Below are 17,312 nucleotides of genomic sequence, written 5' to 3'. Positions count from 1 at the left end.
AACGAAAAAACCCGGCATTGGTGCCGGGTCAAGGAAGTATCAATCGACAGAGGGTAATGTCAGCCGACGATTTGAAGGTTGACGGCCTTCGGGCCCTTGCCGCGGCGATCCGGCTCGGTATCGAAGGAAACCTTCTGGTTTTCCGTAAGACCGCTCAGGCCGGAAGCCTGTACGGCGGAAATATGTACGAAGATATCAGCGCCACCGTTTTCAGGTTTGATAAATCCAAAGCCCTTGTCGGTGTTGAAGAATTTTACAGTGCCAGTCTCGGCCATGCGTCAGGTCCTTTTCTCTCCACCCGGTCATGGGTGGCATTGCAGTTTGCCCAAATGGGCGTGGGGGCAGGCAGTTCTCGACAATTGAGGAAAGGGTCCTGTTATCGCGACCATCCGTGGGAAGGCGAAATCATGCTCCCCGCAGCTTGCCGCCCGGAGTGCTTTTGCGTCTCCGGCCCGCTTATTTTCAAGATCTTCCCGTGTTCGCAAATTGCCCGAACGGAAGTAAGAGTGATCAGTTTATTGTGAATTGGCAAGCAAAACTTTTGGAAAGAGGTATTGCTTTTTGTCATTGCTCAAAAACGGCGCAATTCGGGGTTTTGCCGGAGTTTTCCGGGATATATCGCAAGCTGTTGAATTGGCGGTCTTTTGAAGCGCGCGAGGCCACCCGTGGACGATTTGCCCCAGAATCCGTCGCTCTCGAAGATGGGTCGACCTTGGACAGCACAGCATTCTCGGCGCAAATGACTGATATGCCTCGCTGTTTGCTTCAATGGCGCGCAATCCGGGGGGCGGCAATCACTGCGGGAAGATGCTGGAAACGATTCCATATTCCGCCACGTGGAACCGATGTTCCATTTTGCCAGGAAGTAGAACAACGCAAAACAGTATTAAGTAATATAGTAAGTTCATGTCCTTAGCAGGATTGACGCAATACTGCTGTCCGGCGGCGCTCAAACGGCGGCCTCCCGGCGCCTGTTCGTCAATTCCGGCACGAGTTCGACCAGGAGCATGGCCGCGAAGATGACGGCGCAGCCGACATAGCCGACAGGCGTGATGACCTCGCCGAGCAGCATCATGCCGAAGAAGGCTGCGAAGAGCGCCTCGCTGGAAAGGAAGATCGCCGCCTGCGGCGCCGTCGTATGGCGTTGGCCGACGACCTGACAGATGAAGGCGATGCCGCTCGAAAACACGCCGGCATAGAGGATTTCCGGCAGGGCGCCTGTCACGGCTTCGACACTCAAGGGCTCGAAGAGGGCGGCCAGCAGGATGCCGAGAACCGCGCAGACGGCAAATTGCGTCATCGACAGGAGCATCGGCCGGCCGGTGCTCGCGGCGAAGATGCCGATGAGCATCACCTGGATCGCCCAGAAGAGCGCGCAGACGATTGTCAGCAGGTCTCCGCCGGTCAGGCCGGAAAGGCTACCGCCGCTCAAGAGAAAGATGCCGAGGCTTGCCATCAGCGCCGCCGGCCAGATGATCCAGTGCGGCCGGCGGCGCAGGAAGACGACGGTCAGGATCGGCACGAAGACGACATAAAGGCCCGTCAGGAAGCCGGAATTGGTAACGGTGGTGGTGAGCAGTCCGAACTGTTGCGTCACCGCACCGCCGAAAAGCGCCAGGCCGATGAATGTGAAATTGCGCATTGACCCGCGCGAGAGCGGCCTTTCGGTTCGCCGCGCTTCGATGAGCACCAGCGGCAGGGCGACGAGCATGGCAATGGCGAAGCGCAGGCCGATGAACCAGAGCGGACCGATCGCCTCCATCGCCGTGGACTGTGCGACAAAGCCGGCTCCCCAGATCGCGCCGGATAACAACAGAAAAAGATTGGCCTGGATGCGAGTCACGGGCGGTCCTCGTCGCGCGGTTTGGATGGAGGCAATCCAAAGCCGCTTCGCTCCGTGATTGCATCGACGCTGTAGCAACTGCGTTTTTCTTCGGCAAGCGCCATCCTCAAGGCCAGCTTCAGGTTGCGAAGCCGCAAGTAGGGCGGAGAGAGCGGCGCGGGCTTCGGGTACAGCGCTTGCGAATACCGCTACTGCAGGAGTTTGGGACTTTGCTTGAGGTTTACTGTGTCGGGGCTTTCGAAACCCGGAGCACCGTGCCGTTCGGCTCGTCCGTCACCATCAGCAGCGCGCCGTCGGGCGCCACGACCACGTCGCGGAGGCGGCCGAACTCGCCGTCGAACAGCCGTTCCTCGGCGACGATCGCTCCGCTTTCGTCACGCTCCAGCCGGGCAAGCAACTGATATTTCAAGGCCGCGACCAGGAGATCGCCGTCCCATTCCGGGAACATCCTGCCGCGATAGACCGCGATCGCGCTGGGGGCGATCGAGGGATCCCAATGATAAAGCGGCTGTTCAAGCCCCTCCTTGGCGGTGCCTTCGCCGATCTCCGCGCCGGAATAGTCGCGGCCATAGGTGATCACCGGCCAGCCATAGTTGCGGCCGGGCAGGGGGGTGTTGATCTCGTCGCCCCCGCGGGCGCCATGCTCGACGGTCAGAAGCGTGCCGTCGGCTGGATCGAACGCGATGCCCTGCGGATTCCGGTGTCCTATGGACCAGATCTCCGCCCGCCCGCCGGTGTCGCCGCGATAGGGATTGGAGGCCGGAATCGTGCCGTCGCGATTGATGTGCAGGATCGAGCCGGCATGGTCGCGCGGGTCCTGGGCGCGCTCGCCGTCACCGCGATCGCCGATACCGAAGAAGAGGCTGCCGTCCCGGTCGAAGGCGATGCGCGACCCGAAATGCTGGCCTGCCCGCGTGAACCGGTTCATCCGGAAGATTTCCTCGACATCGGTAAGACGCTGCTCGTCTTCGGCAAGCACGGCGCGCGCCACCGCCGTGCCAAAGCCGCCCTCGCCGGGCACTGCGAAAGTGAGATAGAGCGTGCGATTCGTTGCGAATTGCGGATCGAGGGCGACGTCGAGAAGCCCCCCCTGCCCGTGTACCGCCACTTCGGGTAGGCCATCGATGGCCGGCGAGAGCTGGCCGTCTCGGAGGATCCGCAACCGGCCAGGGCGCTCGGTGACGATCAGCGCCCCATCCGGCATTGCTTCGACCGCCCAGGGATGCTCGAGACCCGTCGCCAGCGTCTCGACGACGACCGTCCCGTCCTGCGTCGCAAATTGCCGAGGCTCCTCACCATTGGCCAGGCTGCCTGCAGCGAGGAACAGGCCGCCCGCCAGGACGGCCGTTAGCGGTGCCGCATGGTGTCTGTGCAGGTTGGTTTTTGCCGACGACGGCTGCCGCATTTGCTTTCCTCCCTGTTGCGTTTCTGCGGAGGGGCGAAAGCCAGAGCGCTATGTCGCCGGCGCCCTTTCCGCAAGCGTACGGAGGCTAAGCTGGAGCGCCGCACCCGACGCTTCAAGTCATATCGGATCAAAAGGGCTTTACCGGGCCCGGGAACTGGCGGCAAGCGGCTGGCGACGGTCCTGCTCAAAAGGCTACAGGGGGCTTCCGCCCTACAGCGCCGCGCGTCTGATCAGACGCACCAGGGTCGCTGTGCCACTACCGCATGTCTCCTTAAAGCAAATTCGCTTCAAGGAGACATGCAGTGGCCTTCAGATAGAATCCCTTGCCGATCAGCATGAGCCCGGCAAGGGCAGTGAGGGCGATGGCGGCGACGATGATGGTCTCGATCGCCGATAGCCGCGCCAGGAATGGCGGGCGCTGGTCGGTCGGGGCGTCCTCGTCATCGGCCATGGCGCCTGACCTTCGCGTGCCTCGCCTCCGCCTTGACGAAGGCCGCCATCTGGTTGCGCCAGAAGGCGAATGCGGTCCCGGCGAGAAGCGCGGTCGCAATCAGAATGAGCCCGGCAAGGATCTGCCTATCGGCCGCCGTCGCAGCCGGCGTCAGGCCCATCTGCCGGTCCACCTCGGCGATGCGATGCGCCGTCGACGCTGCCGTCGTCGGATCGGTGGCGGGCAAGCTGACGTCCGTTGCGACGTCGCTCGCCCATTGCGCCGGGCCGGCGATGTCGTTCGGACGCATGTGCGCCGCAGGCGGTAGCGTGCTTTCCGCCGCCTGTGCCGTGGCGGGCACCAACAGGCCGAGGATCATCAGGACGCAAGCGGCAAGCGCGGCAATCGCCAGATAAATGCCCCAGCGCGCCTCGTTCGGTCGCGGATGCCGGTCGGAGATTTCGTCGTCGAGAAACATGGCATGCCCCAAGATGCGATGCATTCGGAGCATTCATGATGAAGCCCGGATATCGGCTCTTGCGGGACGGAATTGCGGCGCTTCCTGACAGTTACCGTGGCGAAATCGGGGCAGCCCGAAAGGGTGCGAAAACCGGCGAGTTGTCACGAGTGATCGGAACGAGCGACAGGTATCTTAGCGGCGCTTGTTTCGAATTTTCAGGCGGTAGGCTCGGGCGCGGGTTCCCCATCGAATACCGCCGCGATGGGAAGCACGAAACTTTGTCATGGTGACGCATTTTAAACGGCATTGCCCCCGTTTTTGGCTTAGTGGCCTTGCAAGACGCGACGTCTTTCGACATAGACCTAACCGCTATGGGGCCTGACATCCTGCTCCCTAGCGTTTTCACGCCCGCCTCGAAACGATCAGGACTCACATCATGGCCTTTCTTGCCGATGCCCTTTCCCGCGTAAAGCCCTCCGCCACCATCGCCGTTTCGCAGAAAGCCCGCGAGTTGAAAGCGAAAGGCCGCGACGTCATTGGCCTCGGGGCAGGGGAACCGGATTTCGACACGCCCGACAACATCAAGAAGGCTGCGATCGAAGCGATCAACCGCGGCGAAACGAAATATACGCCGGTCTCCGGCATTCCGGAGCTGCGCGAAGCCATCGCCAACAAGTTCAAGCGCGAGAACGGCCTCGAATACACAGCGGCGCAGACGATCGTCGGCACCGGCGGAAAGCAGATTCTTTTCAATGCCTTCATGGCGACGCTCAATGCGGGGGATGAAGTCATCGTTCCCGCCCCTTATTGGGTCTCCTATCCGGAGATGGTGGCGCTGTGCGGCGGCACGCCGGTTTTCGTCTCGACCAGGCAGGAGGACAATTTCAAGCTCAAGGCCGCGGATCTCGAAAAGGCGATCACGCCGAAGACGAAGTGGTTCGTCTTCAACTCTCCGTCGAACCCCTCGGGTGCTGCCTATTCCCATGACGAGCTGAAGGCGCTGACGGATGTGCTGATGAAGCATCCGCATGTCTGGGTGCTGACCGATGACATGTACGAGCACCTGACCTATGGCGACTTCAAGTTCGCCACACCGGTCGAGGTCGAGCCGGGCCTTTACGGCCGCACGCTGACGATGAACGGCGTATCGAAGGCCTATGCCATGACCGGCTGGCGTATCGGCTATGCCGCGGGTCCCCTTGAGCTCATCAAGGCGATGGACATGATCCAGGGCCAGCAGACCTCGGGCGCGACCTCGATCGCGCAATGGGCGGCCGTCGAGGCGCTCAACGGCCCGCAGGACTTCATCGCGCGCAACAAGGAAATATTCCAGGGCCGCCGCGATCTCGTCGTCTCGATGCTGAACCAGGCCAACGGCATCTCCTGCCCGACGCCGGAGGGTGCCTTCTACGTCTATCCGTCCTGCGCCGGCCTCATCGGCAAGACCGCGCCTTCGGGCAAGGTCATCGAAACCGACGAGGATTTCGTCTCGGAGCTTCTCGAAGCTGAAGGCGTCGCGGTGGTGCACGGCTCGGCCTTCGGCCTCGGCCCGAACTTCCGCATTTCCTACGCGACCTCCGAGGCACAGCTCGAAGAGGCTTGCCGCCGTATCCAGCGCTTCTGCGCAGCCTGCAGGTAAGGGCGGTTTCTACCGCACTTGAAGAAGAAGCCCGCCCGATGTGGCGGGCTTTTTGCTGGGCGCCTGCGAATTCTATAGAGGTCGAGATGCTTTTGCGTTGAAAATCGCGCTCGTTTGGCGGCGGCACCCCTCGAAGGGGTGCGCCCCGCAGGCAAAAGAGATGCGCTACAGCTCTCTCAACGCTCAGCCAAAGCCGGCTCACCCTTCTTCGCGCGGATGAGGTTCATAAAGCGACGGAAGAGGTAATGGCTGTCCTGCGGACCAGGGGAGGCCTCCGGGTGGTGCTGGACCGAGAAGACCGGCTTGCCGGCAAGGCGCAGCCCGCAATTGGTGCCGTCGAAGAGCGAAAGGTGGGTCTCTTCAACGCCCTGCGGCAGCGATTTCGAATCAACTGCGAAGCCGTGGTTCATCGAGACGATCTCGACCTTGCCCGTGGTGTGATCCTTGACCGGGTGGTTGGCGCCGTGGTGACCCTGGTGCATTTTTTCCGTCTTGGCGCCGAGCGCCAACGCCAGCATCTGGTGACCGAGGCAGATGCCGAAGACCGGTATGTCGGTCTTCAGCAGGTCCTGGATCACCGGCACGGCATATTCGCCGGTCGCCGCCGGGTCGCCCGGGCCGTTGGAGAGAAAGATGCCGTCGGGCTTGAGCGCCAGCACCTCTTCGGCGCTCGTTTGTGCGGGTACGACGGTGACCCGGCAGTTCAGCCCGGCGAAGAGGCGCAGAATGTTGCGTTTGACGCCGTAATCGAGCGCAACGACGTGATAGGCCGCGTCCGTCTCGCCAAGGGTCGAATAGCCCTCGTTCCAGACCCAGGGCTTTTCGGCCCAGCGGTAGGACTGGCCGGAGGTTGCGACTTTGGCGAGGTCGAGCCCCTCAAGACCGCTCCAGGCCTTTGCCTCCGCCTTCAGCGTTTCGATGTCGAAGACGCCGTTCGGATCATGGGCGATGACCGCATTCGGCATGCCGTTCTCGCGGATCCAGGCCGTCAATGCCCGCGTGTCGATGCCGCAGAGTCCGATGATGCCGCGCGCCTTCAGCCAGGCGTCGAGGTGTTTAGTGGCGCGGTAGTTGGAGGGATCGGTGATGTCGGCCTTGAAGATCACGCCGACGGCGCCGTGGCGGGCGGCGGGCGTCAGGTCCTCGATATCCTCGTCATTGGCGCCGATATTGCCGATATGCGGGAAGGTGAAGGTGACGATCTGGCCGAGATAGGAGGGATCCGTCAGGATTTCCTGATAGCCCGTCAAGGCCGTATTGAAGCAGACTTCCGCCTGGACCTTGCCGGTCGCGCCGATGCCCTTGCCTTCGATCACCGTGCCGTCCGCCAAAACGAGCAGGGCAGTGGGTTTCTGGATTGTCCATGCGGGTGTCGCGGTCATCGTTCCTATCCCGTTGCGGCCGGCGGCGCGGCTTGAAAGCCGGCCGATATATCGCCATCTGATATGCTCAGGCATGGACGCGCGGGAAACCCCCGCGAAGAAACTCTCATGCCGATGTCGTGCAGGTGCCGGAAAATAGCCAAAGGCTTGAACGGGGTCAACCAGCCGCCTGTGAATTGTCGGGAAATAAAGATCCTTATAATTCAAAGAGTTGCGTATTCCGTTTGATTGCTCCTGCCGCAGTGGTTTAAGACGGCGACAACAATGAAGCAATCGAACCGGTTCCGAATGCAGATGCAGGGGCCGGTTTCGGCATGGAGAAGAACATGCGCGAGCACTTCGCTAACGCACTGAAAGAAGCGCTGAAGGCCAAGGACGCAAGGCGGACATCGACCGTCCGGCTGATCCAGGCGGCGATCAAGGATCGCGACATCGCCAATCGCGGCCAGGGCAAGGATCCGGTCGGCGACGAGGAGATCATGCAGATCCTCGCGAAGATGATCAAACAGCGCGAGGAATCGGCCCGCGTCTACGATGAAGGCGGCCGGCCGGAGTTGGCCGAGCAGGAGCGGCAGGAAATCGCGATTATCGGCGAGTTCCTGCCCGAGCAGTTGCCCGAGGAGAAGGTGAAGGAGCTCTGCGCCAAGGTCGTGAAGGAGACCGGTGCGCACGGGCTCCGCGACATGGGCAAGTGCATGAACGCGCTGAAGGAGCGCTATCCCGGCCAGATGGACTTCGCCAAGGCTTCCGGCGTCGTCAAGGATCTGTTGAAGTAACAAGCGCGCCCGCCTGTTCGCGGCGGGCCGCCGATTTCCCAGCGGAAAAATAAGTCCTCTGCAGAACTGGACTCGGGGCGCGCGCGCGTCGCCATTTCCTGCGCGGCCACCTGTGAATTGCGGGCAAGGTGGAGCCGCGCTGTGGCATCCTGACGGCTTCCCGCTTATAGGGGGAGTAGGCCAAAGGAAACCCATGCGCTTTTCACCGTCCTTTCTCGACGAGATCCGCGACCGCGTCCCGATATCGGACGTGATCGGCAAGCGCGTGACCTGGGATCGCCGCAAGACAAATGTCTCGCGCGGCGACTATTGGGCCTGCTGCCCCTTTCACGGCGAGAAGACGCCGAGCTTCCATTGCGAGGACCGCAAGGGCCGCTACCATTGTTTCGGCTGCGGCGTTTCGGGCGATCATTTCCGTTTCTTGACCGATCTCGAAGGCTTGAGCTTTCCCGAGGCCGTGCAGCAGATCGCCGACATGGCGGGCGTGCCCATGCCGCAGCCGGACCCGGAGGCCGAACGGCGCGACAAGGAGCGCACGAGCCTGCTCGACGTGATGGAACTGGCGACCCAGTTCTTCGAGGACCGGCTTCAGACCGCAAGCGGCGCCAAGGCGCGCGCCTATCTGCGCGAAAGGGGACTGACCGGCCGGACGGTCGACACCTTCCGGCTCGGCTATGCGCCCGACAGCCGCAATGCGCTCAAGGAATTTCTGGCCGGCAAGGGGGTCGGCAAGGAGCAGATCGAGGCCTGCGGTCTCGTCGTGCATGGTTCGGACATCCCGGTATCCTACGATCGCTTCCGCGACCGCATCATGTTCCCGATCCTCTCGGCGCGCGAAAAGGTAATCGCCTTCGGCGGCCGCGCCATGTCGCCGGATGCGCCGGCGAAATACCTGAACTCGAATGAGACCGAACTCTTCCACAAGGGCAATGTTCTCTTCAATTTCGCCCGCGCCCGCCGGGCGGCGCAGGGGGCGGATGGCGCCGGCACGATCATCGCCGTCGAGGGCTATATGGACGTGATCGCGCTGCATCAGGCGGGCTTCGAAAATGCCGTTGCGCCGCTCGGCACGGCGCTCACCGAAAACCAGCTCGACCTCTTATGGAAAATGACGCCGCAGCCGGTGCTCTGCTTCGACGGCGACGGCGCCGGCATCCGCGCCGCCAGCCGAGCCGCAGACCTGGCGCTGCCGCATTTGAAACCCGGACGTTCGGTGCGCTTCGCCATGCTGCCGGATGGCAAGGACCCGGACGATCTCGTGCGTCACGAGGGCCGCGAGCCCTTCGACAAGGTGCTCGCCAATGCCCGCTCTCTCGCCGACATGGTCTGGCTGCGCGAGGTGCAGGGCGGCAGTTTTGATACCCCGGAGAAGCGTGCCGAACTCGAAGGCCGGCTAAGGCAGGTGACCTCGGTCATTGCCGACGAAAGCGTGCGTCGCCATTACGGCCAGGACATGCGTGATCGGCTGAACGCCTTCCTGCAAGTCGGTACCCCCTTTCGGGGCGATCGGCGTCCCTTCGATCGGGGCGGGCGCGAGCGCGGTGGACAAAGAGGTTTCGGTGGCCCCCGCAATGCTGGCGGCCCGACCTCGATCTCCGATAGGCTGGCGCGCACTTCGCTCGTCAGCGGCCAGCGGGCCGCGCCGCTCCTGCGCGAGAGCGTGCTGGCGCTCACAATCGTCAATCACCCGCAACTGCTCTTCGACGAATATGACGAGATCTCGACCATCGAGTTCGACCATCGCGACCTGCAGCGCTGCTGGGCGGCTGTCCTGAATGCCGCCGCGGCGAGCGGACCGCGGCTGACGCGCGAAAGCCTCATCGAACAGCTGCAAGCGGAAGGTTTCGGTGCGCTGATCGCTCAGCTCGACCAGCAGGTGCGCTATACGGGGCTTTGGACGGCAACCGCTGCGGCGGCACCCGAGGATGCGCGCGAGGGCTATCTCCAGGCGCTCACCCTTCATCGGCGGACAAAGGCGCTCCTCTGGCAGAAGCGGGAGCTGGAACGCGAGATCGCGGAAGCCGCCGCCACCGAGGACATGGAGCAGGGGCAGCGGCTCGTGCGTGCCATGGAAGAGGTGCAGCTCGAACTCCATCGCATGGACAAGCTCGAGGCGATCATCGAAGGCTTCGGGGTACTGTCCGGGCGGGTCAAGGGGCCGGCGGCGCGGTAAGCATGCGTGGGATTGCCCCTCATCCCGCTGCCGCGCCTCCCCCCGAGCGGGGAGAAGGGACGCGCGGCGCCCTCTCGGCCCCCCATTTTGCCGCCTCCGGAGATAGAAGGCGAGCGTCGATGGGAGTGCGAACGGTGCAGTCAAGCACACGAGTGTCCCCCTCGCCCCGCTTGCGGGGGAGAGGGCTAGGGTGAGGGTGAGGGGCAAGCTCTCGACCATTTGCATCCGACCTGATCAATTCTCAGAGTTTATGCCCGACGAAAGCGATTCCATGCCCGACTCCCACAACTCCACCACACGCCTGTTTGAAACGGACGGCGCTCGCAACCCCGTCGATCTCCTCAAGCGCGTCTACGGTTATTCCGCCTTTCGCGGCCAGCAGCAGGCTGTCGTGGAGCATGTGGTGGCGGGCGGCGATGCGGTGGTGCTTTTTCCGACGGGTGCCGGAAAGTCGCTCTGCTTTCAGATTCCGGCGCTGTGCCGTCGGGGCGTCGGCATCGTCGTCTCGCCGCTGATCGCATTGATGCGCGACCAGGTGCAGGCGCTGAATGGGCTCGGCATCCGTGCGGCGGCGCTCAACTCGTCGCTCACCCGCGACGAGGCGATTGCGGTCCGCCGCGCCTTAGGCTCGGGGGGGCTCGACCTCCTCTATGTGACGCCCGAGCGCGCCGTCACCCCATCTTTCGCGGAGATGGTCGCCGACATCGACATCGCTCTCTTCGCCATCGACGAGGCCCATTGCGTTTCGCAATGGGGCCACGATTTCCGGCCGGAATATCGCGGCCTCGATTGCCTCTCGTCGCATTTTCCCGGCGTGCCGCGGATCGCGCTCACCGCGACCGCCGATCCGCACACGCGTGAGGATATCGTCGAGCGGTTGGCGTTGAATGGTGCGCGTGTCTTCACCTCCAGCTTCGACCGGCCGAACATCGCCTACGAGATCGTCGAACGCGATCAGCCCCGCCAGCAGCTGTTGCGTTTCCTCTCCCGCTTCAAGGATGCGAGCGGCATTGTCTATTGCCTGTCGCGCGCCAAGGTCGAGGACACGGCCGAGTGGCTGAATGCGCAAGGCATCCGCGCGCTGCCTTATCACGCCGGCATGGACCGCGCCCTTCGCGATGCCCATCAGGATGCCTTCCTCAAGGAGGAGAACCTCTGCCTCGTCGCCACCGTCGCCTTCGGCATGGGGATCGACAAGCCCGATGTGCGCTATGTCGCCCATCTCGACCTGCCGGGCTCGGTGGAGGCCTATTATCAGGAGACGGGCAGGGCCGGACGCGACGGTCTGCCATCGGAAGTCTGGATGGCCTACGGCATGGCCGACGTCATCCAGCGCCGGCGAATGATCGATGAGGGCGGGTCGCCCGAAGAGGTAAAGCGCATCGAGCGGGCGAAGCTCAATGCACTGCTTGCGATCTGCGAGACCGCGGGCTGCCGCCGGCAGGCGATTCTTGCGCATTTCGGCGAAGCCCATCCCGGCCGCTGCGGCCATTGCGACACCTGCCTGAAGCCGGTCGAGACCTGGGACGGAACGGAAGCCGCAATCAAGGCGCTCGCCGCCGTCTACCGCACCGGTGAGCGCTTCGGCGCCGGCCATGTGGTCGATGTGCTGATCGGGACCGTGAACGAAAAGACCGAGCGCTTCGGCCATGTGGACATGCCGGTCTTCGGCGCCGGCAAGGATCTGCCGGCGCGCACCTGGCAGTCGGTCTTCCGGCAGTTGCTCGCCCTCGGGCTGATCTCGGTCGATCACGCCGCCTTCGGGGCCTTGAAGCTCGAGCCGGAGGCGCGCGCCGTCTTCCGCCGGGAGCGGCAGCTCTTCTTCCGCAAGGACCGCCCTACGGGCAAGGCGCCCCGCGGCCAGAAATCCTCCGCCGCGCGCGAGCGCTCGGAGCTTGCGGGCTCGGATCTGGAGCTCTTCGAAAGACTCCGTGCGCAACGGCTGTCGATCGCCCGCGATCTCGACGTCCCGCCCTATGTGGTCTTCCCGGACGCAACCCTGATCGCCCTCGCCAAGCAACGCCCGCGCGATTTCGACGACCTTCTCGACATTCCAGGCATCGGCGAGAGCAAGCGGGAAAGATACGGCGAGGCCTTCCTTGCGGTCATCGATGCGTTTGAGGATGGGGGTTAGACTTGGAGGTTCTCGCTTTGCCCTCCCTCATCCCTGTGCTCGTCACAGGGAACCAGCCACGGCGCGTCCGCGCCGTGAATGACCCCAGGCATGAGGGGAGGCGACCGCCCGGCGCTCCGCCGCGCCGGCGGCGCGGAAGATGCTTGAAACGCGCGCGCTTCCCCTCAACAATGCGGTGAGAATGTGCTGTACGTTGCGAGCCACCGTGCTATTTGTCTAGACTTGAAAATAGATGTCCTTGCTTGAAGGCGCCGACATGACCTCTGACTTTCTCTCCCATCTGCGTAGTGAGCTCGACGGTTTGAAGAAGGCCGGGCTTTACAAATCCGAGCGCGTCATCACCTCCAAGCAGTCGGGCGAGATCGAGGTCGCGTCCGGCGCGCGCGTGCTGAACTTCTGCGCCAACAACTACCTCGGGCTGGCCGACAATGAGGAACTTGCCGAGGCGGCCAAGAAGGCGCTCGACCGCTATGGCTACGGGATGGCCTCGGTGCGCTTCATCTGCGGCACGCAGGAAGAGCACAAGCACCTCGAGGCGCGTATCTCGGCCTTCCTCGGCATGGAAGACACGATCCTCTATTCCTCCTGCTTCGACGCCAATGGCGGCCTGTTCGAGACCCTGCTCGCAGAGGAGGATGCGGTGATCTCCGATGCGCTGAACCATGCTTCGATCATCGACGGCGTCCGGCTCTCCAAGGCGAAACGCTTCCGTTACGCGAACAACGACATGGCGGCGCTGGAGGAGGAGTTGAAGAAGGCCGAGGGCAGCCGCTTCAAGCTGATCGCCACCGACGGCGTCTTCTCGATGGACGGCATCATCGCCAATCTTCAGGGCGTTTGCGATCTCGCGGAAAAATACGGCGCGATGGTCATGGTCGACGACAGCCACGCCGTCGGTTTCGTCGGCAAGCATGGCCGCGGCTCCGCTGAACATTGCGGCGTCGAGGGCCGGGTCGACATCATCACCGGCACGCTCGGCAAGGCGCTCGGCGGTGCCTCCGGCGGCTACACCTCGGCCAAGACCGAGGTCGTCGACTGGCTGCGCCAGCGCTCGCGTCCCTATCTTTTCTCCAATACGCTCGCTCCGGTGATCGCCGCCGCATCGCTCAAGGTCTTCGAACTGATCGAGAACGGAGACGCGCTGCGCGAGCGGCTCTATGCCAATGCGGCACTCTTCAGGACCGAGATGTCGAGGCTCGGCTTCACGCTTGCCGGCGAGGGGCATCCGATCATCCCCGTGATGCTTGGCGACGCGGCGCTGGCGCAGGAGATGGCCGCGCGCATGCTGGAAAAGGGCGTCTATGTCATCGGTTTCTCCTTCCCGGTGGTACCGAAGGGGCAGGCACGCATCCGCACGCAGATGTCGGCGGCGCATAGGGAAGGAGACGTGCGGCGGGCGATCGCGGTGTTCGAGGAAGTGGGCCGCGAGCTCGGCGTGATTTGACGGGATTGCCTCTCTCTTTGGGTTACGAGGAGAGGGGCAAGACCCCACGAGACGTGGAGCGAGGAAGCAGCAATGACGAACATGATGAAGGCGCTGGTCAAGACGAAGCCGGAGGTCGGGCTCTGGATGGAGCGTGTGCCGGTGCCGGAGGTCGGTCCGAACGACGTGCTGATCCGCGTCAGGAAATCGGCGATCTGCGGAACCGACGTCCATATCTGGAACTGGGACCAATGGGCGCAGAAGACCATTCCGGTCCCGATGGTCGTCGGCCACGAATTCATGGGCGAGATCGTCGAAGTCGGCTCGGCGGTCACCAAGTACCATGTCGGCGAGCGCGTCTCCGGCGAGGGCCATATCGTCTGCGGCAAGTGCCGCAATTGCCGCGCCGGCAGGGGGCATCTCTGCCGCAACACGCTCGGGGTCGGCGTCAACCGTCCGGGCTCCTTCGCCGAATTCGTCTCACTGCCGGAATATAATGTCGTCTCGATCCCCGACGACGTGCCGGACGAGGTCGCGGCGATCTTCGATCCCTTCGGCAATGCCGTGCATACGGCGCTCTCCTTCGACCTCGTCGGCGAGGACGTGCTCGTCACCGGCGCCGGTCCGATCGGCATCATGGGGGCGATGGTCGCCAAGCGTTGCGGCGCACGCAAGGTGGTGATCACCGACATCAATCCCGTCCGCCTCGACCTCGCACGCAAGGTCGGCATCGACTATGTCGTCGACGCCTCGAAGGAAAACCTCGCCGACGTGATGCGCGCGATCGGCATGACGGAGGGATTCGATGTAGGCCTCGAAATGTCGGGGGCCGCACCCGCCTTCCGCGACATGATCGACAAGATGAACAATGGCGGCAAGATCGCCATTCTCGGCATCGCGCCGGCCGGCTTCGAGATCGACTGGAACAAGGTGATCTTCAAGATGCTGAACCTGAAGGGCATCTATGGCCGCGAGATGTTCGAGACCTGGTACAAGATGATCGCCTTCGTCCAGGGCGGTCTCGATCTTTCGCCGATCATTACCCACCGCATCCGCATCGACGATTTCCGCGACGGTTTCGAAGCCATGCGCTCCGGCAATTCCGGCAAGGTCGTGATGGATTGGGCGTAAGGATACTCCCGGACCGAAATGGGACAGGGGGTGCTTCGCCGGAAAGCGCAGGGCGCCCTTGTCTTTTCGCCGGTCGCTCCTACATGTTGAGCGAACGCTGATATGCGGCTAGAAGTCCTGTCAACACCGTTTTTGGCCGAATTGCGCGGTTTTTCACCGGAAAAGCTTGACGGGATCGAAAATTCTGGGAATCACCATTTCAAGCAGAAATGGCGAGATGATACGGCGGATAGGGATTCATGCCAGGAACCATTCAATGGCAGGACTGTCGAAGCTTGCCCGCTCAGCCGCGATCGCTGTCGTGGTTAATCAGGAATTAAACAACATCCCGTTACGTCAGGGGAAAAGAATCGGTGGCGGGTACGCGGCGTGCCCGAAACTTCCGAGCGGATTTGGCGCCGGGTGCAGGCCGGTTGCGACAAGGAAAGCGACGAATAAATGGCAACAAAAGTCAAAGAAAACGAAGAAGCAGACGTTGAACGCGAAGGTGCGCCGGACGGTCCGCTTCTCGATCTTTCCGACGACGCTGTCAAGAAGATGATCAAGGCCGCCAAGAAGCGCGGCTATGTGACCATGGACGAGCTCAACTCCGTCCTGCCGTCCGAGGAGGTCACCTCCGAACAGATCGAGGACACGATGGCCATGCTTTCGGACATGGGCATCAATGTCGTCGAGGACGAGGAGGCCGAGGACGTCGCGGGCGGCGACGACGAGGACAGCGCCGACGAGGGCGAGAGCGAGAGCGGCGAACTTGCGACTGCCGGCGGCACCGCGCTTGCGACCAGCAAGAAGAAGGAACCGACCGATCGCACGGACGATCCGGTGCGCATGTATCTGCGCGAGATGGGCTCGGTGGAGCTTCTCTCCCGCGAGGGCGAAATCGCCATTGCCAAGCGCATCGAGGCCGGCCGCGAAACCATGATCGCCGGCCTTTGCGAAAGCCCGCTTACCTTCCAGGCGCTGATCATCTGGCGCGACGAGCTGAACGAGGGCCAGACGCTTCTGCGCGAGATCATCGATCTCGAGACCACTTATTCCGGTCCCGAGGCCAAGGCTGCGCCGCAGTTCCAGAGCGCGGAGAAGATCGAGGCCGACCGCAAGGCGGCCGAAGAAAAGGAAAAGGTTCGCAAGACGCGCACGGCCGCCAATGACGACGACATCACCAATGTCGGCGGCGAGGGCCAGCCGATCGAGGAAGAGGAAGAGGACGACGACGAGTCCAACCTCTCGCTCGCCGCGATGGAAGCGGAACTTCGCCCGCAGGTGATGGAGACGCTCGATCTCATCGCCGAGACCTACAAGAAGCTGCGCAAGCTGCAGGACCAGCAGGTGGAAGCGCGCCTGGCGGCGACCGGCACGCTGTCGCCGGCGCAAGAGCGCCGCTACAAGGAGCTGAAGGACGAGCTGATCAAGGCGGTGAAGTCGCTGTCGCTCAACCAGAACCGCATCGATGCGCTGGTCGAGCAGCTCTACGACATCTCCAAGCGCCTGACGCAGAACGAGGGCCGGCTCTTGCGCCTGGCCGAATCCTACGGTGTCCGCCGCGAGGCCTTTCTGGAGCAATATTCCGGCGCCGAGCTCGATCCGAACTGGATGAAGTCGATCAGCAATCTTGCCGGCAAGGGCTGGAAGGAATTTGCCAGGGCCGAGAACCAGACGATCCGCGACATTCGCCAGGAGATCCAGAATCTCGCAACCGAAACCGGCATCTCCATCGCCGAATTCCGCCGCATCGTGTCGATGGTGCAGAAGGGCGAGCGCGAGGCGCGCATCGCCAAGAAGGAGATGGTCGAGGCGAACCTGCGACTCGTGATCTCGATCGCCAAGAAGTACACGAACCGCGGCCTGCAGTTCCTGGACCTGATCCAGGAAGGCAATATCGGCCTGATGAAGGCGGTCGACAAGTTCGAATACCGTCGCGGTTACAAGTTCTCGACCTATGCCACCTGGTGGATCCGGCAGGCGATCACCCGCTCGATCGCCGACCAGGCCCGCACCATCCGCATTCCGGTGCACATGATCGAGACGATCAACAAGATCGTGCGCACCTCGCGCCAGATGCTGCACGAGATCGGCCGCGAGCCGACGCCGGAGGAACTGGCGGAAAAGCTCGCCATGCCGCTGGAGAAGGTGCGCAAGGTGCTGAAGATCGCCAAGGAGCCGATCTCGCTCGAAACGCCGGTTGGCGACGAGGAGGATTCGCATCTCGGCGATTTCATCGAGGACAAGAACGCGCTGCTGCCGATCGATGCGGCCATTCAGGCGAACCTGCGCGAGACGACCACCCGCGTTCTCGCCTCGCTCACGCCGCGCGAGGAACGCGTGCTGCGCATGCGCTTCGGCATCGGCATGAACACCGACCACACGCTCGAAGAGGTGGGCCAGCAGTTCTCGGTCACTCGCGAGCGTATTCGCCAGATCGAGGCGAAGGCGCTTCGCAAGCTCAAGCACCCGAGCCGCTCGCGCAAGCTGCGCTCCTTCCTGGACAGCTGATTGAGCGGACGATCCAAGCCAAA

The 17,312-nt window shown here is 63.0% G+C and carries 13 protein-coding genes; 7 read left to right on the top strand and 6 right to left on the bottom strand.

Features of this window, described 5'->3' with window-relative positions; genetic code table 11:
- Positions 1 to 59: 59 nt before the first annotated feature.
- From SJ05684_RS11305 to SJ05684_RS11285, 5 genes are all read right to left on the bottom strand, one after another.
- Complete coding sequence (locus SJ05684_RS11305) at positions 60 to 275, bottom strand: cold-shock protein (RefSeq protein WP_003532915.1); 216 nt, start codon at positions 273 to 275, stop codon at positions 60 to 62.
- A gap of 674 nt (positions 276 to 949) precedes the next feature.
- Positions 950 to 1,843 carry a DMT family transporter gene (locus SJ05684_RS11300; protein WP_034851428.1) on the bottom strand — a complete coding sequence of 298 codons (894 nt, stop codon included), beginning with the start codon at positions 1,841 to 1,843 and terminating at the stop codon, positions 950 to 952.
- A 220-nt stretch (positions 1,844 to 2,063) separates the two neighbouring features.
- A complete protein-coding gene (locus tag SJ05684_RS11295; RefSeq protein WP_034851426.1) occupies positions 2,064 to 3,248 on the bottom strand; it encodes a PQQ-dependent sugar dehydrogenase in 1,185 nt (394 codons plus the stop codon).
- Between the two features lie 271 nt (positions 3,249 to 3,519).
- Positions 3,520 to 3,699 carry a hypothetical protein gene (locus SJ05684_RS11290; protein WP_034851425.1) on the bottom strand — a complete coding sequence of 60 codons (180 nt, stop codon included), beginning with the start codon at positions 3,697 to 3,699 and terminating at the stop codon, positions 3,520 to 3,522.
- Positions 3,689 to 4,180, bottom strand: a complete 492-nt coding sequence (locus tag SJ05684_RS11285) for a hypothetical protein (protein WP_244426590.1) — start codon at positions 4,178 to 4,180, stop codon at positions 3,689 to 3,691. The genes SJ05684_RS11290 and SJ05684_RS11285 overlap by 11 nt, the downstream gene beginning before the upstream one ends.
- Positions 4,181 to 4,574: 394 nt before the next feature.
- On the opposite strand from SJ05684_RS11285, the gene SJ05684_RS11275 reads away from it, so the two are divergent.
- On the top strand, positions 4,575 to 5,777 hold the full coding sequence (locus SJ05684_RS11275; RefSeq protein ID WP_034851422.1) for a pyridoxal phosphate-dependent aminotransferase: 1,203 nt from the start codon (positions 4,575 to 4,577) through the stop codon (positions 5,775 to 5,777).
- Positions 5,778 to 5,953: 176 nt separating this feature from the next.
- Here the strand turns inward: SJ05684_RS11275 and carA are convergent, their stop codons facing one another.
- Positions 5,954 to 7,159, bottom strand: coding sequence for a glutamine-hydrolyzing carbamoyl-phosphate synthase small subunit (gene carA, locus SJ05684_RS11270; protein WP_034851502.1), 1,206 nt, complete (start codon positions 7,157 to 7,159; stop codon positions 5,954 to 5,956).
- A 326-nt stretch (positions 7,160 to 7,485) separates the two neighbouring features.
- On the opposite strand from carA, the gene SJ05684_RS11265 reads away from it, so the two are divergent.
- From SJ05684_RS11265 to rpoD, 6 genes are all read left to right on the top strand, one after another.
- The gene (locus SJ05684_RS11265; protein WP_034851413.1) at positions 7,486 to 7,935 is read left to right on the top strand and encodes a GatB/YqeY domain-containing protein; all 450 of its coding nucleotides are present in this window, start codon (positions 7,486 to 7,488) and stop codon (positions 7,933 to 7,935) included.
- Positions 7,936 to 8,128: 193 nt separating this feature from the next.
- Positions 8,129 to 10,108, top strand: a complete 1,980-nt coding sequence (gene dnaG / locus SJ05684_RS11260) for a DNA primase (protein WP_034851411.1) — start codon at positions 8,129 to 8,131, stop codon at positions 10,106 to 10,108.
- 271 nt (positions 10,109 to 10,379) lie between these two features.
- Positions 10,380 to 12,242 (top strand): DNA helicase RecQ, encoded by a 1,863-nt coding sequence (gene recQ, locus SJ05684_RS11255; protein WP_083846058.1) that lies wholly within the window; start codon positions 10,380 to 10,382, stop codon positions 12,240 to 12,242.
- A 256-nt stretch (positions 12,243 to 12,498) separates the two neighbouring features.
- On the top strand, positions 12,499 to 13,686 hold the full coding sequence (locus SJ05684_RS11250; protein WP_034851500.1) for a glycine C-acetyltransferase: 1,188 nt from the start codon (positions 12,499 to 12,501) through the stop codon (positions 13,684 to 13,686).
- 72 nt (positions 13,687 to 13,758) lie between these two features.
- The gene (gene tdh, locus SJ05684_RS11245; RefSeq protein ID WP_034851407.1) at positions 13,759 to 14,796 is read left to right on the top strand and encodes an L-threonine 3-dehydrogenase; all 1,038 of its coding nucleotides are present in this window, start codon (positions 13,759 to 13,761) and stop codon (positions 14,794 to 14,796) included.
- Positions 14,797 to 15,234: 438 nt separating this feature from the next.
- Entirely contained in the window at positions 15,235 to 17,289 is a 2,055-nt protein-coding gene (gene rpoD, locus SJ05684_RS11235; RefSeq protein WP_034851405.1) for an RNA polymerase sigma factor RpoD, read from the top strand.
- Positions 17,290 to 17,312: the final 23 nt, after the last annotated feature.

Source organism: Sinorhizobium sojae CCBAU 05684 (assembly GCF_002288525.1).
In the GTDB taxonomy this organism is placed as follows: domain Bacteria; phylum Pseudomonadota; class Alphaproteobacteria; order Rhizobiales; family Rhizobiaceae; genus Sinorhizobium; species Sinorhizobium sojae.
The sequence above is the reverse complement of the archived record's forward strand: the minus strand, read 5'-3'. Positions and strand labels throughout refer to the sequence as shown.